The sequence below is a fragment of the Flavobacterium sp. CAN_S2 genome (assembly GCF_015752255.1).
In the GTDB taxonomy this organism is placed as follows: domain Bacteria; phylum Bacteroidota; class Bacteroidia; order Flavobacteriales; family Flavobacteriaceae; genus Flavobacterium.
Window position 1 is genome coordinate 34,507 of the sequence record NZ_JADOVA010000004.1, and the last position, 22,017, is coordinate 56,523.

24 protein-coding genes are annotated in these 22,017 nt (G+C 39.0%); 8 read left to right on the forward strand and 16 right to left on the reverse strand.

Annotated elements, in window-relative coordinates; translation table 11 throughout:
• Positions 1-15: 15 nt before the first annotated feature.
• The 4 genes from IWX80_RS11975 to IWX80_RS11990 are packed head-to-tail and all read right to left on the reverse strand — an operon-like array spanning position 16 to position 6,025.
• Positions 16-1,854 (reverse strand): Eco57I restriction-modification methylase domain-containing protein, encoded by a 1,839-nt coding sequence (locus tag IWX80_RS11975; protein WP_196853642.1) that lies wholly within the window; start codon positions 1,852-1,854, stop codon positions 16-18.
• Positions 1,854-2,603 carry a hypothetical protein gene (locus IWX80_RS11980; RefSeq protein WP_196853643.1) on the reverse strand — a complete coding sequence of 250 codons (750 nt, stop codon included), beginning with the start codon at positions 2,601-2,603 and terminating at the stop codon, positions 1,854-1,856. Before IWX80_RS11980 ends, IWX80_RS11975 begins: the two co-directional genes overlap by 1 nt.
• Positions 2,593-3,708, reverse strand: coding sequence for a hypothetical protein (locus IWX80_RS11985; protein ID WP_196853644.1), 1,116 nt, complete (start codon positions 3,706-3,708; stop codon positions 2,593-2,595). Before IWX80_RS11985 ends, IWX80_RS11980 begins: the two co-directional genes overlap by 11 nt.
• A complete protein-coding gene (locus IWX80_RS11990) occupies positions 3,701-6,025 on the reverse strand; it encodes a sensor histidine kinase (RefSeq protein ID WP_334682350.1) in 2,325 nt (774 codons plus the stop codon). The genes IWX80_RS11985 and IWX80_RS11990 overlap by 8 nt, the downstream gene beginning before the upstream one ends.
• A gap of 678 nt (positions 6,026-6,703) precedes the next feature.
• Between IWX80_RS11990 and IWX80_RS11995 the strand changes: the two genes are divergently transcribed.
• Genes IWX80_RS11995 through IWX80_RS12030 form a run of 8 tightly spaced genes read left to right on the forward strand, consistent with a single transcriptional unit; the run spans position 6,704 to position 11,955 of the window.
• Entirely contained in the window at positions 6,704-7,081 is a 378-nt protein-coding gene (locus IWX80_RS11995; protein ID WP_196853645.1) for a single-stranded DNA-binding protein, read from the forward strand.
• Between the two features lie 45 nt (positions 7,082-7,126).
• Complete coding sequence (locus IWX80_RS12000; RefSeq protein WP_196853646.1) at positions 7,127-8,200, forward strand: DUF932 domain-containing protein; 1,074 nt, start codon at positions 7,127-7,129, stop codon at positions 8,198-8,200.
• A gap of 57 nt (positions 8,201-8,257) precedes the next feature.
• Positions 8,258-8,452 (forward strand): hypothetical protein, encoded by a 195-nt coding sequence (locus IWX80_RS12005; RefSeq protein WP_196853647.1) that lies wholly within the window; start codon positions 8,258-8,260, stop codon positions 8,450-8,452.
• A gap of 12 nt (positions 8,453-8,464) precedes the next feature.
• Positions 8,465-9,001 (forward strand): PRTRC system protein E, encoded by a 537-nt coding sequence (locus IWX80_RS12010; RefSeq protein ID WP_196853648.1) that lies wholly within the window; start codon positions 8,465-8,467, stop codon positions 8,999-9,001.
• A 17-nt stretch (positions 9,002-9,018) separates the two neighbouring features.
• Entirely contained in the window at positions 9,019-9,237 is a 219-nt protein-coding gene (locus tag IWX80_RS12015; RefSeq protein WP_099715392.1) for a PRTRC system protein C, read from the forward strand.
• Positions 9,238-9,251: 14 nt separating this feature from the next.
• The gene (locus tag IWX80_RS12020; protein ID WP_334682351.1) at positions 9,252-10,430 is read left to right on the forward strand and encodes a hypothetical protein; all 1,179 of its coding nucleotides are present in this window, start codon (positions 9,252-9,254) and stop codon (positions 10,428-10,430) included.
• Positions 10,427-11,149, forward strand: coding sequence for a PRTRC system protein B (locus tag IWX80_RS12025; protein ID WP_196853649.1), 723 nt, complete (start codon positions 10,427-10,429; stop codon positions 11,147-11,149). Before IWX80_RS12020 ends, IWX80_RS12025 begins: the two co-directional genes overlap by 4 nt.
• On the forward strand, positions 11,149-11,955 hold the full coding sequence (locus tag IWX80_RS12030; protein ID WP_196853650.1) for a PRTRC system ThiF family protein: 807 nt from the start codon (positions 11,149-11,151) through the stop codon (positions 11,953-11,955). Before IWX80_RS12025 ends, IWX80_RS12030 begins: the two co-directional genes overlap by 1 nt.
• Before the next feature lie 269 nt (positions 11,956-12,224).
• Here IWX80_RS12030 and IWX80_RS12035 read toward each other — a convergent pair whose 3' ends face one another.
• The 12 genes from IWX80_RS12035 to IWX80_RS12090 all read right to left on the reverse strand — a co-directional run bounded on the left by IWX80_RS12035 (position 12,225) and on the right by IWX80_RS12090 (position 22,005).
• Positions 12,225-12,773: a sigma factor-like helix-turn-helix DNA-binding protein gene (locus tag IWX80_RS12035; protein WP_196853651.1), complete on the reverse strand. Its 549-nt coding sequence runs from the start codon at positions 12,771-12,773 to the stop codon at positions 12,225-12,227.
• A 202-nt stretch (positions 12,774-12,975) separates the two neighbouring features.
• Entirely contained in the window at positions 12,976-13,416 is a 441-nt protein-coding gene (locus IWX80_RS12040; protein WP_196853652.1) for a DUF3872 domain-containing protein, read from the reverse strand.
• An 18-nt stretch (positions 13,417-13,434) separates the two neighbouring features.
• Positions 13,435-13,995 carry a conjugal transfer protein TraO gene (locus tag IWX80_RS12045; protein ID WP_196853653.1) on the reverse strand — a complete coding sequence of 187 codons (561 nt, stop codon included), beginning with the start codon at positions 13,993-13,995 and terminating at the stop codon, positions 13,435-13,437.
• 27 nt (positions 13,996-14,022) lie between these two features.
• A complete protein-coding gene (traN, locus tag IWX80_RS12050) occupies positions 14,023-14,916 on the reverse strand; it encodes a conjugative transposon protein TraN (protein WP_196853654.1) in 894 nt (297 codons plus the stop codon).
• A gap of 25 nt (positions 14,917-14,941) precedes the next feature.
• On the reverse strand, positions 14,942-16,270 hold the full coding sequence (gene traM, locus IWX80_RS12055; protein ID WP_196853655.1) for a conjugative transposon protein TraM: 1,329 nt from the start codon (positions 16,268-16,270) through the stop codon (positions 14,942-14,944).
• Positions 16,271-16,322: 52 nt separating this feature from the next.
• The gene (locus tag IWX80_RS12060) at positions 16,323-16,544 is read right to left on the reverse strand and encodes a nitrogen regulatory IIA protein (RefSeq protein ID WP_442899841.1); all 222 of its coding nucleotides are present in this window, start codon (positions 16,542-16,544) and stop codon (positions 16,323-16,325) included.
• Between the two features lie 11 nt (positions 16,545-16,555).
• A complete protein-coding gene (gene traK / locus IWX80_RS12065) occupies positions 16,556-17,179 on the reverse strand; it encodes a conjugative transposon protein TraK (RefSeq protein WP_196853656.1) in 624 nt (207 codons plus the stop codon).
• 24 nt (positions 17,180-17,203) lie between these two features.
• Positions 17,204-18,196 (reverse strand): conjugative transposon protein TraJ, encoded by a 993-nt coding sequence (gene traJ, locus IWX80_RS12070; RefSeq protein ID WP_196853657.1) that lies wholly within the window; start codon positions 18,194-18,196, stop codon positions 17,204-17,206.
• A gap of 3 nt (positions 18,197-18,199) precedes the next feature.
• Entirely contained in the window at positions 18,200-18,832 is a 633-nt protein-coding gene (locus tag IWX80_RS12075) for a DUF4141 domain-containing protein (RefSeq protein WP_196853658.1), read from the reverse strand.
• Positions 18,833-18,866: 34 nt separating this feature from the next.
• Positions 18,867-21,362 (reverse strand): TraG family conjugative transposon ATPase, encoded by a 2,496-nt coding sequence (locus IWX80_RS12080; RefSeq protein ID WP_196853659.1) that lies wholly within the window; start codon positions 21,360-21,362, stop codon positions 18,867-18,869.
• Positions 21,359-21,688 carry a DUF4133 domain-containing protein gene (locus tag IWX80_RS12085; protein WP_196853660.1) on the reverse strand — a complete coding sequence of 110 codons (330 nt, stop codon included), beginning with the start codon at positions 21,686-21,688 and terminating at the stop codon, positions 21,359-21,361. Before IWX80_RS12085 ends, IWX80_RS12080 begins: the two co-directional genes overlap by 4 nt.
• 11 nt (positions 21,689-21,699) lie before the next feature.
• On the reverse strand, positions 21,700-22,005 hold the full coding sequence (locus IWX80_RS12090) for a DUF4134 domain-containing protein (protein ID WP_196853661.1): 306 nt from the start codon (positions 22,003-22,005) through the stop codon (positions 21,700-21,702).
• Positions 22,006-22,017 lie beyond the last annotated feature (12 nt).

Consider the following 22,017-nt stretch of genomic DNA (forward strand, 5'->3'; position numbering starts at 1 on the left):
TGTTGAATTTAAATATTAAAGTTCGATATCATATAATTGACTTATATATTTATTTACTTTTTTACTGTTCTTTTCCCTTACAATATATTCTTTCTGATCTTCGCTGAAGTTATAAACACCGAAATTCTTAATATAATTTTTACTTAAGGAATAGTAGCCCGACCCATACGGTCTGCTTGAATTTTTAATGTAAAGCCAAAAGATATCTGAAGCCATTAGTTTTTGCAAAAAAAGCAGTTCTTCTTCCTGTTCTACAACGACTGCTAAACCATTTCTGAAAAGTAAATTTTCATCAGTATTAATTACGAAATTTGGTGTATGTGGAGTGATGTGGGGGAAAAATAACTTGTTACGCATTTTTTCCAGTGACTGATTGCGGCCAAAAGCAAACCAATTTTCGTATGTTGCTTTACCTTTATCCCGACCTGCCAAGATATGTCGTTTCAATGATAGGTAGTGATATGCCTGCGGATAATTGTTCTTAAAAAAGTCCTCTTCAATTAAATTTACTTTATCTTCTTTATATTGATACGGGAATATTACTTTTTCTGTAATATCGTCAATTTTGTCAATTTTAGTAAATTTATTTGGATTAATAATATCTACGCAGATTTCCTTTTCAATGGGATAAACACTTCCATTTTGCAAGTAGTAAAATTTTTCATCTTCTCGAATGGGTTCGAAAATATAAATATTATTTTTTAGTGTAGCAATACCATTTCTTGTCTTGTAAAGATCCCCAAATGATGTCCCTGTTTTTTCAATCTTGTTGATGACTTCTGCAATTTCTAGATTCCAGCCCTTCACTGAGTCAAAAGTATTATAATAGAGTTTACTGTACTTAATGTTATTAGTTAATGTTTTATCCTGGCATTTGAAATATTGTAAATATTCTTTGGAATGTTTTTCAATAAAACACAAACATGTATAGGTGGCTTTACTTTTAAATATCTGCTTGTTCCCGAAATCAATTATTTTAAAGCCATATTTTTTTTGCTGGAAATAGGATCTAAGTGCCCTTCCATTAAGACTCTTAAAAAAGGAATTCATTGTTATATAGCCTACGATACCATTTTCCGCAAGATTTTCTAATGCAATCTGAAAAAAGGGTATATACAGGTCTGGATGGCCTGTTGAACACACTTCCCAATTCTTTAAGTATTGTTTTGTTACTGGTGGTATATTTCGGGAACAGACGTAGGGTGGATTTCCGACAATGCTCTGGAATCCCTCAAAGTTTGTTATGACATCAGACCATTTAAAATTTAATGCATCGCCTACGAATAGGTTAAATTGAAAATCTATCAAATCTTCTCCGTGCTGAATTGCAAGCAACGACAAAAGAATTTTAGTTCTTGAAATTGAATATTGCTGAATATCCAGACCGAATAAATTGGCGCTAAATATTTGAGAGTAAGATCTCCCTGTAATACCTTGTATATATATCGCCAAGTCATATATAAAGCTTCCGCATCCACAAGCTATATCTGCAACTCTGCTTTGGTCGGTAAAATTTATGTTTTGGAAGACTTCTTCTATAATAAAGCTTCGAATGTTCTTTGGTGTATAAATGGCACCAGTTATTACTTTGTCGTCTGGCGAAATTACAAATTCAAATAGTTCAATTAAAACCTCAAAATCAAATATAAAGCCTTCTGTATTAATTATTTTGATAAATTGTTGTAGAGAATCTACTTCTTCGTGCTCGTCAGAAATTATTAAACTTCTAATAAACGCATTCTCAATTACCTGAATGTGATTAATTCTCAAATATGAAGACACGATCAATTTGTCCACTAATTGTGGGTCCGTAGAATTTCGATCTTTTAAGTATTTATTTATTTCCTTATTCATTACAAAAAGCTAGGGCAAAGATGTTCTTTATCCCAAATAATATTGTTTTTATCGTATGTCCAAGTACTTGCTAAAGTGTGGAAATATGGCTGTAAGATTTTCTCCTGATATCTCTTGTACAAACCAGCAAAATAACCATCACTCATCATTTCCTCGAATGCCATCGGAAAAAAATTCGAAGTCAAAAAGCCAATCCCTAAAATAAAATCAATCGGGTGATGTATTATGCGCGGAGTATCGAGAACCATCGTTTCACCATAATTAAATTCTTCAGTATCCTCAGGATTACTTGAAAACTGCAAGTGGTAAACTGGGTGCGGTTCTTCTGTAGCCGGCATTTTTGCATGATCATGCTTATCTATATGAAAACAGAAAAAATGGGGAGTTGCACCTGCACCTTTTACTGTTACATTGAAATTCAATTCAATTAACGGGTCATTTAGATTATCCCAATTGCTCATATCTGCAACTAGTTTCATGTTAAGAATTAACTCAACTTTCTTGCTGTCTATAGACTTAGGTCGAAGATGTCTCACTGTTTCGACAGGAATCTTGAAATCTTCAATCTCATAGCCCCAATAATTCGCATGCACTGATTTATCCTTCAAAGGAGGGTGACCAGTTTTTAGCGCCTCAGCGGCTAATCTGATAGGAGTGGTATTAACGCTGGCGGAAAATACACTGTCTAATCTATCAGCAGCAGAAATTAGCTCACTAGCTCTTGTTTGGCGAAACTGTTCAATTTTCATTTTTCAGACTTTCTTTCATATATTGAATTCTCTCCTTTTCAATAAATTGTTCACGAAGCCCCTTGCGCTTAATACCAGCATCAGCTATCGCGTAAAATGATAAATATTTCGGTTCTTGCCAAGATTTCAATTCTACTGTCTCAAAAACTTTAAATCCATCCAATGGATCTAACGGTCGTTTAGTCTCTTCACAAATGGTCCAATATGAAGTGCTTGTACAATATCTGATCGGCTCAGCCGCTTTTAAATTCTTCAATGCGTAAAATTCAGATAGTATTGCAACGCGTTGTTGAGCATTTGTATTTGATAGACGTTTGCCCTTAGAAATTTCTTTAAATACTATATTTATTTTATCCATCCACCAACGGTTCCATCCATCAGAAAATAGACCTTTATACTTATAATCATTAAGTTTATCAAGCAGTTCAGACCAGTCCTGTCCAGATGCTTCAATATCGACCCCTAGTCTTGCAGCAAGAACTCTTTCCTTTATCAACGCTCCGGGGTGGTTAAATAGGCTTTTCACTATAAAATTAGCAAAATCATAACTAAGATATTTTCTAGCAGGATCTTTGAAACGTTCTATAATACGAGGATCAAGACCAGTGGTATCGGACCTCTTAATCACATCTTCAAATGAACGTTCAGCTTCATTTAGATACTTATAACCGATAGCAAGAGAATTTAATTTTCTGGAAAAACGTTCCCAATCTGGCTCATCACCTTTGAGAAATTTATAGTCGAATAGATCATGACTTGTCATATCTGCATCATAAGTAGCCCGCATTCGCTCATCTGTTGAACATAAGATAATCGGAATCGACTTAACATTAATTTCAGGTTCTGCCACACTCATTCTTAATTCTTGGGCTATAGCCGGAGCATTGTAGGCTACATCCAATTGCATATTTTGATTAAGCCTAAAATCCAATATCAAGCCGTCATAATCATTAAGCTTGACGATCAAATCTTTTATCTGCGACTTAAAATCCTGTGGCTGTTCGACTGAAACTTCAATTAAATTTTCATCATTGAATCCATCACGAACTGCGGAGACCGAGTCATCATTCTCGTCATCTATATATAAATACTTTGGCTTACTCATTTTTTTTATTTTCAGGTAATTCAATTCTTATTGTTGTACTAAAATTTTTTTCAGGTGCACTAACGTAAATTGATCCATTGTAACTTTCAATAATATCCTTTAATATTTTTAGTCCCAGTCCCGTGCCTGTCAAAGACTCAGCGTCTGTGTCTCTATTTCCTGATACACCAGATGTGGTAAAGAAGGCATTAAATACTTGCTCTTCGTTGTCTTTGCTAATTCCATCACCATTATCTGAGAATTCCAGATAAACATTCTTTCCATAACGACCAGCATTGATTAGTATCTCACCTTTAACACCTTTCCGTCTTATTGCTTTTTTTGAGTTAGTATAGAAGTTGAACAAAATAGATGCCCATTCTGACGGATGCATTGGAACTGTAAACAAATCAAATCCGTCAAAATTTGGCTGGTGAAAAATTATGCCTGAACGCTCAATATCTTTTTTTACGATATCCCAAAAATCATTTACTGCATTTCTTAGTTCTATGGGTTCTAGCTCGCGGAAAACATTTCTAGAAATTGCTCTGTCGAAATATGAAGTATAGGATGTAAATGATTTAATATTCGTTTCAAGCCGTTCAACACGATTGAGTGCCTCGGGGTAATTTTTAACTGCTTTTTTCAAATATTTTGTGTCTGTATCAAAACCAGGTAGAAATCTTTTTACTTCGTGAACAAATTCACCGATTACAAGTCCCAGACCAGCAAGCACACGAAGCATGTTCAATTCTTCTATCAACTTCTGCTTTTCTACAACTTCTTCTTGTCTGGCTTGTTTAAATTCCTCAAAAGCTTCTTCGAATTTTTGTTTCCTTTCGGAAGAATTGTTAGATTCAGAGCTATCATCAGTTTTTTTGTCTTCTTCGAAAATCTGTTTAATTTTTTCGATTGCGTTATCGACTTTTTCGGAGATCTTTTCAACCTTGACCCAATTTTTTTGACCGGTTTTAGCTTTTCTTCCTCGCAAATCAGCTATCTTAATTACAGCATTAAGGATTGATCTTTGTACAAAATCTACCAGTTCTTGAAAAGCCTCATTGTCAAATAATCCCTCTCTACTTGAAGTTTCATCAAACAATAAACCAGATTCGTCTGTAATCTCTACAAATCCAAAAAAATTAATATTACGATGCGAAGATAGAATAACTCTTCTAGCAGTGGAATCATCTAACCCTAGCCAGTCATTGAGTTTTTCACCGTAAGGTAATACTCGAAAGCCATTTCTATATATTCTAATTCCGCCACGTTCATTCGCTACCTCTCTAATAAATGTCATTGTTTGAGAAGGAATAAGAGAACTATCGTATAAAAAATAGTAACACTTAAAATGTACACCTTTTATAAATTGAAATTTTGATTCTGGCAGATCTTTATTTTTACCTATCAAAAAAACCTCTTGGGGAAAGTCTAGTTTTTCGCTTTCTAATGACCAGCACCCTTGACCATCTGCCAAAACATATCCTTCAATTTCTGCAAGCGCATGTTTTAAGAAAGCTTCTTCTTCGTCAATAATTAAATTTTCATCGCTTTCAAAATCTCTGTAATATGAACTTTTAAAACCTGGGTCAAGTTTGTTTTTTACTTTCTCCTTTCCTTCTTTCGATAAGGGAAAAGGTTGTAATAGGTCTGAAGTGTATCTATATACTCTTTTTACCGTGGGATCTGACCATCCTTCCCTTAGCCCGTCAATAATTAAAGTTGTGCCTTCTTCCTTTTCTTTAGGAACAATTTCAATTGAATTTGAGATGGAAGTTAAATCTTTATCGGTTTCAAATCTATTCCAATCAATTGTAATCTTTAAAGCGCTGTCAAGATTTGCTTTTTGTGTTATGATTGTAAGTTTGTCACCTAATCGCTGAGTAGCAAAACGACCAATACCTTTTCGTCCTGCTCTTGTTCTTAAATATTTCGGAGATTTGGGATTGTGTATCTTATCCGATGAAGACAACCTCATAAACCCATTAATTAATTCTTCTCTATTCATTCCAACACCGTCATCCTCTATAACTAGAGTCCCCATTGGATCCCACGCATTCTTAAAAATTAAATTAACAGTTTTAGCATCTGCATCGTATGCATTTTTAACTAGTTCAGATACAGCCGTTTCGTGTCGTCCGACTAATTCTTTTCCAAGTCTGTTTATAATACCTGCATCCACAGAAAATCTTACTTCAGCATTATCCAGTTTAGCAATTTCATTGGAAAGTGATAGAATCAGGGAATTGTCCGATTGTTCTTTCTGAACTTCATCAGCCAATTGTTGCTTTAAAATTTTGATTTCTTTCAGGTTATCCACGCGTTTTTTTTGTAACAAAGATATTCTTTTAAAGCGAAATTTCCGAGTTTTAAACTAGTCTTAGCGCATAACTCTAGCAAGACTTTAATTTCTAAGTATTCGCGCCGAAATACCAAAGTAGTTTAGTCATTTAATCTCTTATTTATAAGTCAACTACGCTTTTAAAAAACTGGAAAATTGGTTAAACATTTATTTAGCTAGACGAATAAGTTAATATTCCTGCTGAAATGACCCACTTTGTGTTACAGTAGCTTCTTGGTAAATTATATATTGGCAGGTTCACTTCAAAATATTAAGTATGAATGTAAGCTTCTGAAACAACTATACCATCTTTAAACACATCTCATTCTTCCATATAATAGTTTATTCAAAGAACCTGTATGCTTTTGTCTTATTTCAGGAGCAAAGGTAACTCCGTGTTCTTAACGCAATAGCAAGGCCAGGCCATTCAGGTTTGACAAAAAATCTCCACCCATCCGGGTTGTATTTTTTGTCAAAACCTTGCTATTGCTAAACACTAACCTTTTTATGCTCCCGAAACGAAACATAGCATACTCCGGCTCTTTAGACGAATAAAAAAAATGTCAGCAATGAAAAGTAAAATATTAAAAATGGATTTGATGAAACAAAACAGCACCTCCTCCCATTGCCGAATAAAATTTCAAAAAAAATTAATCCCTAAAAATCGTAGAAATTATGAACATCACAGGAAGAGTAACAGCGGATGCGCAGGTACGCAACGTGTCGAACAGCAAAACAGTAGTAAACTTTTCTGTAGCCATCAACGACAGCTACAAAAACAAAGCGGGCGAACGCATTGAGCAGACAACGTATTTCGACTGCGCATACTGGCTTAGTCCAAAAGTAGCGCAGATACTCACAAAAGGTACGGTGGTAGAACTTACAGGCAAAGTGAGCGCAAGAGCGTGGACAGGCAGTGACGGACAAACGCACGCAGGACTGAATTTCAACATCGCGCAAATCAAACTGCACGGGGGAGGTAAAAAAGTAGATGCGGTACAAGCTCCTACAGTAAACAACAATGACGACACAAAGGACGACCTCCCATTTTAAAAACGAGTATCTAAATAATATTTAAACTTTTTAAATCATTTTATCATGGCACATAATATCAATTTCAACAGCACAACAGGTCGTTATTCATTCTTTAGCGTAAAAGAAAAAGCATGGCACGGTTTGGGGCAAATTGTAGAGCAATACCCAACAAGCGAAGAAGCTATAAAACATGCAGGATTAGACTATGAAGTCATCAAAACACCGCTATATACAAAATGTTCGGGCATTATTGAAACGGCAAACGGTATAGAAATAGGCAACAACGAACTGCACGTTCCCAACTACTTTGCCAATATTCGTACCGATAACAATGCCGTTTTGGGCGTGGTGGGTAAAGACTATCACATCGTACAAAACCGTGAAGCATTCAATTTCTTTGATGCTATTGTAGGTGGTTCACAAGGAATATTGTACGAAACCGCAGGAGCATTGGGACAAGGGGAACGCATCTTTATCACTGCCAAACTACCCGACTATATCCGAGTAGGAAATGGCGATGATGTAACGGAAAAGTACATTTTCCTAACCACTTCACACGATGGCAGTGGAAGCATAACAGCAGCCTTCACCCCTATCCGTATTGTTTGCCAAAATACCCTTAACGCCTCGCTTCGTTCGATGAGTAATGTGGTACGCATCAAACATACTTCGGGAGCAAAACAGCACTTGGAAAATGCCCACAAGGTTATGGGATTAGCGGATACCTTAAGCAACCAGTTAGAAGGAATATTCAACCAGTGGGCTAAAGTAAAGGTGACTGACCAAGAAGTAAAAAAACTAATCCAATTGGCTCTTTGCCCGAACAAGGAAACATTGGATTTGCTTAAAAAGGGTGCAGAAGATGAAGTTTCCACCGTGTTCAAAAATGTGGTGCAAGATGCCTTTGCATATGCTATGACAAGCGACACTCAACAAATGGATACCACCAAAGGTACATTGTTCGGGGCGTACAATGCTGTGACAGGGTACTATCAGAATGTACGCAATTACAAAGATGATGAAGCCAAGTTGCAAAGTATTGTAATGGGTGGAACCGCTCAAATCAAATCACAGAAAGCATTTGAATTGTGTACTTCTTTCGATAAAATCGGTTCAGATGTATTCAATTTCAATTAATCTGAATGTATAAACACAGGTGACTGCCTACGGGTGGTTGCCTTTAAATAGCAGAAAATGAAAGTAACAGATTTAAACGGTTGCCCTATTGAAGTAACAAACCTTAACGAAGCAATCCGTATAACCAAACGGTATAAAAAATACAGGCATGAGAATGAGAGCTACTCCGATTATGACAAAAGGCAGAACGCCTATTGGACAGATATGTATGAGAAGCTGACAACAATAAAACAAGGATTAAACAACAATTAAATTTTTAAAACGATGAATGCAAATTTTTTCAATCAGATAGCGCAAATGGGCATTACAGGAGATTTACAACTCACTATATCAAAGGGTATGGAAAACACCCTTATTGTTTCCATAATGCTTCAAAATGAGCAATGTGGAGATAATGCGAAACAACTGATACCACCGCTTAATCTACGGGGAACGGCAGAAGAATTGGACGAGGGATTTTTTCAGCAGATAACAACGCCTTTGCAAACCGCTTCGGGTTTAATGGTAAATATGGAAGCCTTTATGAAGCAATTGGAAGTAGCCAAAAAGCAATCGGCAATGGAAAAGGAAAAATCCGACATACAAAAGAAAGAACAGGAAACCAAAGACAAGAAGTTTAAAGAGGGAATGGCAAAAGCGGATGAATTGGAGAAAGAGGATAAGTTCCGTGAAGCGTGGATGAAAGTACCCGAAATTATCGACTACCCCGAAAAGGCAGACGAGATACGAAAACGCAAATCGGAACTATCAGACAAGTTTTCTTCAACAGGTCTGTTTGCAACAGAGCAACCTAATGTTTAATACAAAATCCAAGAGTTATGTTATTAGCAACACAGTTAGAAAGAGTATTTATACTTAAAGATAAAGGACAGGACATCAGACTGACCGACCCCGAACCACGTTGGAGTGTGGAAGCGGTATTGAATTTTTACGCCAACACTTATCCTATACTAACCACGGCAAAAGTATCTGCCCCAATTATCCGTGATGATAGGATAGAATACAAATTGGAAAGCGTAATGGGAACGAAAGGTTAAACCAAAAATCAAAAATGATGAACTATGCAACACAATATCCTATCGGGAACTATCAGCATACCTCAACAGAAAACACAACGCCAACTGCACCAACAATTGGGCGAGTTCGCAAATTGGATGCAGAGAGCCAAAGACGCAAACGAAGTACGGAAAGACAAACAGAAATCTGTACCGATAGCCATGCTACCAATGGTTTTCTAAAGTGTGCGTTTCTGCCTAAACTGAAAACATTGCAATCCGTACAGGCTTGTAAGAAAACAGCAAAAACGGAAAGGGATTTTTATAGGTCCCTTTCCCAGCTTGCAGAACATTATGGTATTGAGCCTTTACAGACGCAGGAATACGGTTATCCCTACAATATGGCTTTGGCTATGTGGGATGCTGAAACCAAGTTAAAACAAAACAATGTCAATTGGGATAATTTACGTTTGGTACAGGACAGCAAGAAAACATTTTTCACAAGCGAAGAACGATACAGCACCAGTACAACCCTGTACTATATTCCAATTGTGCCACTCTTTCAAATGCTCCATGACCCAAAGCGTAAAAAGACGGCTCAATTGCTTGTTTCGGTTTGCAGTTATCTGTACCATATTGTTGATATACCGTATTACCGACAGGAAAACTGCTATCTGTATTGGATGTACGAAATGATGAATGATTGGGTGGAACAAGATGATTATACCGAAGAAACGGACAACTGTATTGCTGAGATTGTAAAAGCCGAATGGATAGGCGAACGCATAGAACAGAAGCTGTTCAACCGTATTAATTTTCAGGTATTTGAACAGCGTTTAAATAACTTAAAAACCCGTGACACATTCGACTTGGAGTGCCAAAAAGTCGCTTGCGATGCCTTTGCCCTTTATACGCAATATCCACACGAGAGCATTTTCCGAAACGCACCAAGACCCCAAGAAGACCCCTATAATGATGAAAACGACTCCGAAACTGTTGGAATGGAAAAATACATCTCCTTTATAGCAGATACTACAGGTTGGTTGTATGAGAGCCTTGCGGATAGTATCAACAATGAGTTTAACGAGTATGGAGCAATGGAAGAACCAACGATTTGTAAATACTTTGACGGAAGCAACATAACGCAAACCAATCTTGATTTTGAGAACCGCCTGTTTGCCCTTTTGAACGAACTATGTACGCTATTGTATGATTATAAAACAACAAGAAAATGAGCAACGTAAACGACATAACCGAGAATTTTGGAACGCTTTACCATCCAAAATCTGCATTGGTTTTTTACCAAACCAAAGGGACAAATACCGATATGTACGTGGAGCATTTTGATATGGACAAAAACGGAAATCCTATCAATGCCCATCCATTGACCGTAAATGAAGCCAAAATATTGGCAAAGGCTTTGCACACCGATAAAGAAAAGGACAAAGCCTTTTTAAAACCAAAAGGAATTTTGCCTACCAATATACTGCATATTAATCCGAGCGAAAAAGGCACTGTACTTTGGTACACCAAGGCACAGGAACAGCAATTGTATTTTGTAAACGGCTTGGGCATACCCAACGGCAAAGCGTCTGTACCGTCAATGCTTTGGTATGCCAGTAAAAACAGCCTTGCCGTATTTGCTCTTACTACTGACAGAAGACCTACAGAAAATACACCATTGTATTTTGCTCCTTTCTTCAACATTTATGAAGATGGTAAAGTATGTATGGGAACTGTAAGTATAGACATTAAAAATTCTGCTTCTTTAGAGGAATTTACAACTGCTTGGGAAGACTACTTTTTCAATAGCTATTTCAGCCATTTATTAGGAAAACAAAATCCCATAAAAGGGAATTGTGTAATCCTTTGGAAAAAGCTGATTGAAACAGGTGAAGGTTTTCCAAAAGATGTATTAAAAAAGAACAACAAAACCCTTAAAAATCTTTTGTGATGAATACCGAGAAACTAAAAGTACATTTTACAGACAATTATCTGATAAGTCCAACCAATCCCATTACCCTAAACCTAATCGGTGCAGGTGGTACAGGCTCAAAGGTTTTGACCGCCTTAATGGAAATGAACCATAGCTTAATCGAATTGGGACACGCAGGGTTACGTGTTCGTTTGTGGGATGATGATATTGTGACTAATGCTAATTTAGGGAGACAGCGTTTTGCAGAAAGTGAAACAGGGTTATACAAATCCGTTGCACTCATCAACCGTGCAAACCGCTTTTCAGGTACAAATTGGAAAGCCGAAACCGCAAAGTTTGAAAAGGACAGTTTGGGAAGAATACCCGAAGAAGCACAGGCAACTATTTACATTACCTGCGTGGATAATGTACTGGCAAGGTTCGGGGTTGCTGAAATACTGAAAGAAATAAGCAACCGCAGACATCAGAGAGACGAACCGAAATATTGGTTGGATTTTGGCAACAGCCAATATACAGGGCAAGTATTACTATCTACCATAGGAAACATTCATCAACCCAATTCGGAGAAATACGAAACGGTGGCAAGCCTGCCAATGATTACGGAAGAATTTGGAGAATTATTGAAGCAGTCCGAACAAGAGGACGACACGCCAAGTTGCAGTTTAGCGGAAGCATTGGAGAAGCAGGATTTGTTTATCAATTCCTCTTTAACCCAGATGGGTTGTTCGCTTTTGTGGAGCTTGTTTAGATATGGTATGACACCTTACAGGGGATTTTTTCATAATCTGAAGGACTTTCGTACCCACCCCATAAAAGTCGTCTGAAAGCCAAAATCGGGCAGCAAAAAGACACTCCCTCCTATGGTCGGGACAGTCTTTTTGCGCCTAATCGGTGAAACCACTTTGCTAAAATATAAGTCAATCCATAAATTTCTCTCTCATATTTTACCAAACAGGTTACAATCTTATTTCTAAGGAATATTCATTATCCCTTTCGTCGTTTTAGGGGACTTCTTTTCTTTCCACAGCAGCGGTCAAAGAAAAGAAGCAAAAGAAGACCGCAATATTAAAATTGGATTTTCTACCATTGCTAATTACTCTATTGGCTGTGTTTTCCAAACAGAAAAGCCTTCAAAAAGATGTTCAATGTTTTCAAACTCTATAAATGCAATTAGTTCTTTTTTACACTGTCCTTTAAATCCCCTGAAACACCCAAAACTTTTCAGAGGTATTTCAGCTAGTTGCCCTATGGTATGAATATCCAAAACCTCGAACATGCTATACATTCTTTTACTGAAAGGGAAATGGCTTGCAATTAGTAACTTATGCTGGTCAATTTCAGTTATATTTTTCCGTTTTTTGATTTGTTGTGTCTCACATTTAAAGTCGTATTTTAACTGTTCCAATTTAAGCTTATAGTCATCAATTTCAGCAAGTAACTCCGTTACGCTCTTTACTTTTTTATATGTTCTTTCGTAAATTTGGCGAACACTTTCACCCGTGACCTCATAAATGGCCGCCACTTCCTGAAGCGTCATTTTTTCTATCAGGAGCTTTTGCAATACATCATATTCCTTTTCAGAGAGTACTTTTCGGGACATTTCGATATAAAATCTATTGGTACGTTCTATAACATTTTTCATAAGAATGTTTTTAAAATCTCATTATTAAAAATAGTATTTGGATGCCACAAATTAGAACCAAGATAATAATGTTTATTCAGTTATACAATAAGCTTAATAGAGATCCATAGGGTAATAGCAAATAAAACAACCCGAAGATGATCTTCAGGTTGTGATTAAATACGAATTTTATAGTGAGAACATAAAAACCTATATCTGACGGCTAATTACTACTGTTAAACTCAAAGCTCAACTGCCTTTCGTTCCCGAAATTATCCGAAATCCATAAATCAAAGGTTTGGGAGACGGTGGAGTTCGAAGTATAATACAACTTGAATTGCTTCTCCTGCAACGGATACAAATCGTTGGGCAGATACGGCGGTTCATCGTAATACTGCAAAGTTCCTTGTCCGTCAAATTGGAAGTAACGAATAAAGTATTGTGTGTTACTGTAATTGCCGGTTGGCTGTACCGTCAGCCTAATCTCCACGGAATTGCCATTAGCAATCTCTTTGGGTACGGGCATCACCTTTACCTCAAAAGGGAAATCATTTTGTATTTCCAATTCGTCTTTGCCACAGGATGTAACGGAATTTATCAGGACTGCCAACAATACATACATTGGCAGTAAGCCAATTCTGAATTTATTGAAAAATGCTATCATTGTTTTATATTTTAAAAGTTAAAAGTTAAGCCTTAATCCCACACCGATAGAAGGTCGGAACTGTTCCAGATCCGTACCCCACAAAACTTTTGTAAGCCCCTGCAGGATCAGTACAAAACGGTCGGACAGGTATGTTTCAAAAGACAACCGTCCGCCTGCACCGTAAATGAAGTTGTCTTCAGTCAGTATTTTTGCCCCGTCATACAGCAGAGTTTCGCCACGGTTAATGCTTTCATAACCCAGTACACCAGTTATTGCTGCATTCAGGGTAATATTCTTACGTGTATCACCCAACATGAAGAAACTGTAACCACCTTCTGCTGTGTAGGTTTCCTGTGGTATGCGGAGGTTTTTATACTCATCATACTGGTGCGTATATTCCAATGCCCAAAGCTGATAATTGCCGTTGTTACCGTTTACGGTCATACCTATATTAAAGTAGTAGTGCCTGCTAGGATCATTATCAGATAGAGTTCCTGCGTTTACTTCCAATCCTTTCTGTTTAGGCAACATTCGCTGTGCCTGTGCGATAGCAATACTCATAAAGGCAAACATCATCGTATAAATATACTTTTTCATTTTTCTGTTATTATGTTTAATGGATTACTAAAATTTCAGATGCATATCGTTAATTAAGCGAGCCTGGATCAAATCGGAATTTTCTACCTGAAGTGTTTGATGTCTGCCCCCGTTCTTCTCGAAAATCTCAATCAATAATACTTTGTCATCAGCAATGGTAAACTGGTCCAACAGGAACACATTTTGTTCTGTTGTTTTTCCTCCAATCTCACTGAGTGGCTTGTAAGTACGTAGTGGTGTCATTGGTCTTTCCTGTACCACGGTTCGCTTGGCAATCTTTTTATCTATCACTTTGAAATTTATAAAATCAATCTGAAAAGGAACATTGGTACGGTTTCCGAGTTCCGTATGGAAATAGTATTTACCATTATGGATGTAAATTCCTTTCAGCATAAACTGTATGCCGAAACTTTTCGCCCCGATATGCTTTACAATTCGGTTGTCGTTTTTGTAAATTGTTTCCAGTAACAAGCCTGCCAGAGATGGTGAATTGTTGCCCAACTCTTCAAAAAGCACATCACTTCCATGAGCCTTGTCCACTGTCTTTTGCATTGTTAGCAAGTCATAACTCAACACCTCCGGGGATGAGCTGTAATGCACATTGAAGCTGTAAAAATGGCCGTCATTTGTAATTACCGAAAAATTGGTTTCCGGTTCAAATTCTTTTACCGATGCTTTTACACGTAGTACATTTTCGGCATCTTCTGCTTTTCCCGCAATCAGATATTCACTGCCCAGATCCACGTAGCGGATAGCGGTCGGGAAAATCAGATGCGAAGTCTTGTCATAAGTAACTTCCATAAGGTACGGTTCTATCTTACCCAAAGCAAGAGGAGTTATTGCGCTGTCCTGTGCAAAAGAGGATACTGCAAAGCCAATAATCATGGCAAATGCCCAAAAGGTTTTTAAGTAATTTTTCATTGTTTAATTCTATTTATGTTTAACATTATTTTTTGGAAACAAGGAACAGTTGATGCCCTGCCTTTAAGGTAACTTTCGGTGTCTTCACTTTTTTGGAGAAATAGCCCGAAATGCCCTGTACTACACCACGGCTCAAATCAGCGGCAACCTGTTGTCCTGCCGATTGGGTAAGCATCAGGCTCGTCCCGGATTGCTGGCTCATATTGCCAGCCATTTCGCCAAGGGCATTCATTTCGGGCGAATACGGCACATACAAACCCTGCTGACCGTCCAGATCATAAACCGTAATATCAACCGGGAGGATGTTTCCGTTTAGTTCTATGGAAGTAACTTTGAGCTGTAAACGTCCTACTTCAAGTTTTGCAGTAGCCGTTAAAATTGTTCCTTTGGGAATGCTGCGATTAGGCGTTTGGGCGGGTTCCAGTAACCGTAATCGTACTCCAGTTTCACCAATAATGGTCTGCGTTTCCTGTACACAGGCTTTAATACTGTTTTTGGGTTGTACCACTTGTTCTAAAGCACTGGCAGTATAAAAACCGCTGTTCTTGTTTTGACTCCAATCTGCTAAAAAGGCACTATCGTTAGGCTCACGGTACAAGGCAGATACGGTGTTCTTTCTTGCAGAGGTGAATGCCACGAACTGCTCTTTTTGTGTAGATGAAGACGACTTAGAAACAGCATCATTGGCAGGTACAACTTCCCCCATATTTGTACCTGAAGGAAGATATTTTGCAGCCATCTGATAGGATTTCTCCATCAATGCTAATTGATCATCAACCGTTACTTTGGCTAGAACGTCTTTCTCAGCCAGTTTTTCCTTTAATTCTTCCAATTGCTTGCGGAGTTCCTGCGTCTCAGAATTATCGTCCTTATAGAAAGAGCCTAATGTGCTTTGCACGTTGCGGTAACTGTTTAAAGCGGGATTACTTTGTTTTCCAGATCCGTTGGCACTGCTGTAGCTTTCTTCTTCTTTAGGTAGCTCCTCCTCCGCTTCTACATTTTCGTCAGTATTCCAGTAATCAGAAAGAGATGTGAGAGCGTTCCTCTTTTCCTGATTCTTACGTTCTAGCATTTCCTCCTCGTATGCCTTACCCTTATCGGCAGGCATTCCTGCGCCAGTAGCCTGAGGTACAACCTCGTTCAGTCCGATTTTATCGATTTCCTTTTTCTCGGAAGACGGTTTAAATATCAAGTACATACAGCCGATGAACACAACACCCATCAAACCGAATATAAGTGGTTTTTTAAGCTTTTGGGCTTTGTTCTGTGTACTTTCTTGCAAAACATCTTCGGTTGCTGCTGGGTTACCTTCCGTTACCCGAACAACCGTTTTTTTATTTTCATTTTCTTTCATGAATGTCATTTTTTAAAATTGTTGATACTGTATCCTGCAAGAGTGCAGGACTTCATTTCTTTTTGAAAACAGGATTTTCGATATGCTCAATGACCATATCGTTATTGGACTTGCTGGTATCATACCATACTTTGAAAATAACCCCTGCGCTAAGCAACAGATACCCCGCAAAAAAGTAAAGCGTGTACTTGTGCTGTTTTCTTAAAGGCAGTGTTCGCCAACGTTCATCCAGTTTCTCAAACCAATTGTCCATATCAGTTCGTAATTTTTTCATATCCTACGTTTTTAGCGTTCAATGACCTCTACATCTTTGTTTTCCACAACAGTAAACTTTTCGATATTGAAGCCCTGCGGGTTATTGTCCGAACGGACAGAGTTCACAAGAAAACAGGAAGTAACCAGATTACGTTTGGTCACATTACTGGAACGGATGATGAACTGTCTGGCATAGGTACGTACCGCATAGGGATAGGTGTCGAAATTGCAGACCACACTATCTACTTCGATACGTTGCTGTACGTTGCCCGATATAATACGGTTGTAATATCCCTTTTCCGAAAGGTCTTTGTAATAATCAAAAGCACTTTTATCGGCAAGGTTAAACGCCCGGCTCATATTACTTTCGATAGCATTTTTATCGGGAGCCAGCGTAAAGAACAGTTCGTGAAAACGTCTTACATGTTCCCTTGCTTCGACCGGTCGGTTGATGGACGCATCCTGTGCAAGTGCCAGCATTAGTGATTTGCCATTGTCCAGTACATAGATCTTCTGGCGCTGTTCTTCTGCAAAGCGGTAAGATTGCCATACTGCATATCCTGCAACACTGATGCAGAGAACGGCAAATACAAGAGCGTACAACCTGATTTGGCGAAAACTGTTTTCGATATTTCTTAGCGTTTTAAATTCCATTTTTTACTGATTAATCGTTCTACATTATTTGAGTAATTGCCCGCCAATATTTCCTGCTGCCGAGCCAGCTCCGGCTCCAGCAATATTTCCGGCTTTCATTGCGGTTTGGTTTACATTGCGAGTAAAATTCCCTGCCCCACCAGCCTGAATAATCCAGCCTGTCACGGTTGGGATAGTAAAATATCCCACAATGCCAATGATCATAAAAATCACATACACGGTATTTGACGTATCGGGAATGAAAGTCGGGTCAGCAAGCATTTCGATATCCCTTTCTATAATCAGGGATTGTATCTTGGCAAGCATGCAGCTGAACAGGTCGGCAACGGGTAGCCATAGATATACACTAACGTATCGAGTAAGCCATTGCGAAAGTGTGGATTGAAAACCATCCCAAACCGATATAGCAAAAGCTATCGGACCCAAAATGGACAACACAATTAAAAAGAAAGTACGTATGGTGTCAATTACTAGAGCAGCTGCCTGAAATAGAATTTCCAGCAATTCCCTAAACCAGTTTTTTACAGACTGCTCAATGTTGTACATCCCTCTTTCCATATACATGCCCGACATCGTGACCAGATCGGATGGCGACCAACCCAGTTCTTCCAGTTTTTTATCGAACTCTTCGTCCGATACCAAATAAGCGTTTTCAGGATTTCGAAGCATGGCTTCCCGTTCCAACAGGTCTTTTTTTGTCTGTAGGTCGTTCAGGTCAAGCACCTGATTTTCTAGAATGGCATGTGTCCCCTGTACCACCGGGCTTAACACAGCATTGAGGGTACCTAAAACCATTGTTGGGAAGAACATAATACAAAGTCCCAATGCAAAAGGACGGAGCAAAGGATACATATCAATAGGCTCTGCACGGCTTAGTGCCTGCCATACTTTAATAGCTACATAGAATAAGGCTCCCAGACCAGCAACTCCTTTAGCCACTGCCGCCATATCTGCGGACAGTGGCATCATCTCATCGTACAAGGAGCGCAGAACCTCGTGAAGATTATTAAATTCCATAACTTACCAGTATTTTTGGTTAGCTGTTCCATAGAGTTCGAATACTCTTTTAGTATTGTTCTGCTTTTTTGCCCTTAGAAAACTTACTGAGATATTTTTGTTCGTGTAATAGCGTACAAGGCTGTGGTATTCCTTCACTTCTTTGTACACACGGTCAATAATATCCATACGTTCTTTGTCATTCAATGACAAACTGGAAGAGCTTACGATCTGTTTGAGCTCTTTCAGCAGTGCTGTACTTTCGTTGAGCAGTGATGCATAACCATTGGCGATAGCCATCAATTCCTGGGGAGAAAAATTGGGATCGTTCATCATTTTGCCAAAATTCTGAACATACATTTCCGACACATCGCCAACCAATAGTACTGTCTGCTGCACCTTGCGGGCATCTTTCACCAAATTATTGACAGCTTGCAACTTATCATAGTATTCTTTACCCTGTTTATATACCTTTTCCACTTCCTTGAAATTTTTAATAACATTGGATACCGTGGATGAAGTCTGTACCATTTCATTGGCACTGTTAACAATTCCCTGAGCCAGATTTGTGGGGTCTGTAACCACCCATTGGGCTTTTGCGGACGGTGCTACAGCCAACATTAGAGCTGTCAACACCATGAATAGTATTTTTTTCATTGTTCTTCGATTTTTAAATGATTAATAATTGTATTTACTTTTCTCTTCTTTGCAGGGCTATCCGCTTGATGGCCTGTTCTACATTTCCGCCCAGTTCACCGGCAAGCTTCATCACTTCCATTTTCTCCGTTTCCTCGGTGGTATAGGCGAGATACTCTTCAACCGACACTTCTGTGGCGTATACCGCAGAATGGGTTCCACCCAAACCAATCCAAACTTCCTTGTAGAGCCGTGACGGGTCATTATTCATATTGATGGAAAGTACCTGTGCCTTTTCTTTTTCAGTCAAGCCAAGCATTGCCTGTATGTCATCAAACTTGTTCATGTACTTGCGCTGGTCGAGCAGGATTTTACAATCGGAGTTGTTGATGATGCTTTCCTTGACAATGGGCGATTGAATGATGTCATCGACTTCCTGTGTTACTACGATAGCCTCGCCGAAAAACTTCCTCACCGTTTTGAAGAGGTACTTTATATATTCTGCCATTCCCTCTTTAGCAATCGCTTTCCAAGCCTCTTCAATTAGGATAAGCTTGCGGATACCTTTTAATCTTCTCATCTTATTGATGAACACCTCCATGATGATGATGGTCACTATTGGGAATAGGATCTTATGGTCTTTGATCGCATCAATCTCAAACACAATGAAGCGTTTGGAAAGCAGGTCTAGCTGTTTATCAGAATTGAGCAGGTAATCGTATTCACCTCCTTTGTAGTAAGGTTCCAGTACGTTCAGGAAGTTGGCAATATCAAAGTCTTTTTCCCTGACCTGTTTTTCTTGCAGTACCTTACGATAATCGCCCTGCACATACTCATAGAAACCATTGAAAGAAGGATATACATCATTCTGTTTGATACGCTCGATATAGCCACTTACCGCATTGGATAATGCCACTTCTTCGGAACGTGTCGGTGGTTCATCGTCACGTTTCCAAAGTGTAAGTATCAGGGTTTTGACACTTTCTCTTTTCTCTATGTCAAACACACCATCATCCGTATAGAAAGGATTGAAGGCAATGGGATTGTCTTCTGTGTAAGTGAAGTAAACCCCGTCTTCGCCTTTGGTTTTTCCTTTGATAAGTTCGCACAATCCCTGATACGAGTTACCCGTATCCACAAGCAGGACGTGTGCACCTTGTTCATAGTATTGCCTCACCATATGATTGGTAAAGAAAGATTTACCACTTCCCGATGGACCCAATATAAACTTGTTTCGGTTCGTGATAATACCTCGCTTCATTGGCAGGTCGGAAATGTCCAGATGGATAGGTTTTCCGGTCAGACGGTCCGCCATCTTAATACCAAATGGTGATGGTGAATTGTGATAGTTGGTTTCTTCGGTAAAGAAGCACAAAGCCGGTTCAATGAACGTGTAAAAGCTTTCTTCACTTGGGAAATCTCCAGCATTTCCCGGCATACCTGCCCAGTAGAGTGTAGCTACATCGGTAGTATTATGACGAGGTTTGCATTCCATCAGTGCCATAGCACTACCACTATCATTCTTTAGCTGTTTGAATTCGCTAGGGTCATCCGACCAAGCCATAACATTAAAGTGTGCCCTGATGGACGACAGTCCAAAACTGTGTGCTTCGTTCAGGTACCGCTCTATCCATTCTTTATTGATTTGGTTGGCACGGCTGTAACGAGCCAGTGAGTGCATATTCCTTGCTGACTTCTCAAACTTTTGCAGGTTGTCTTCACTGTTATCCAAAAACAGGTATTGGTTGTAGATATGATTGCAGTTTAGCAGCAACCCCACTGGAGCAGCGAACGACAAACGGCAGTCACTCCGGTCGGTAGATAGTTTTTCATAACGGGTATCTGCTGATACAGTTGAAGGCAGGTCGTCCGTATCGGATAAAGTGTGCAGGCACAATCTTTTGTTACCAACGCGCACTTCTTCAGCTCCGATTGCTATATCCTGCATTTGTGTTCCGGCTTCCCTTGACAGCGTTAGATACTGTTCCAATAATCCTTGTTTTTCATCCGTACCGATGATGTCTTCTTCCGTTAGGCGTCGTAACCCGATAAATCCGCTGTCATTTGTAATACGCTCAAACTGTGCAACCGCTTCCATAAAACGATGAATCGCTTCCTTATCCCTGATTTCTTTTGGTATGAGAGCACCTTTACAAAGCGATGAAAAATTACTCTGCGTACGCATTCTTTCCTTAGTGGTTTTGGTCAGGAACAGGTAGCAATAATGGTTAAGAAAAGGACGTTCGTTAAAATGCAGTTGGTAGGATTTGCCCAAAAAACTCAAACCTTCACCCGTAATGTCGGGAGTATAGTTTTCCTTAATGTACCAGTCTTGTTTATGGATAACCGTATAATCGGGCAACGTCTTGATGGCTTTGTGCCAGGCGGAATGAATGGCTTCATATTCCGCAGAAGCCACCGTAAATAATTCCGGCAAACGCACTTCAAAACAGGCAGTAATGTCTGCATCCTTTGACAGGATACAGTTGTTTTCCACCGCTAGTAAAGGAAACTTATTTTCCAACGTTGTGGTCTTGGCTACATTCCTCATAAGGCATTCGATTTAGGGGTGAACTTTAAATAGCGATGTACAGGCTTGCGACAGATGATGTAACGAGGATGCCTTTTTCTTGCACCGATTTTCATCAGCCCATGTTCTCCATACTTTTTGTTCAGTGAAAAGGTCTGCCATACTATCAGCGAAGCACCGCCTGCTCCAAGTAGCAGGCAGATGTAGGAATTGATCCCGGCCATGTAAAGTATCATGACCAGAATAAGCGTTCCTAGAAGTCCGCCTGCGAATATGAAAAGGTATTGTGCTTTCAGTCCCTTAAATTCTACCGTTCTTCCGATGCCTTTGTTGATATTGTAATTCATAAGGCAAGGGATTAAAGAAAGAATGAACGCAAAATGGTAGCCGCAACAATCAAGAAGATACAGGCTCCAAACCAGCTTGCTGCAGTCTTGCTTGTGTCGGGATCTCCGCTACTGAACTTACCGTACACTTTAACCCCTCCAATGAGACCTACCACGGCTCCAATAGCATAGATGAGTTGTGTGGCAGGATCGAAATAGGACGTAACCATTTCAGTAGCTTCGGTGATACCAGCTGAACCGTCTCCCTGTGCCATCGCACCCAAACCTGTCAGCATTACCATTGCTGACAACAAAACTTTTTCCCTTTGTTTTTCCATGATTTTAATAAA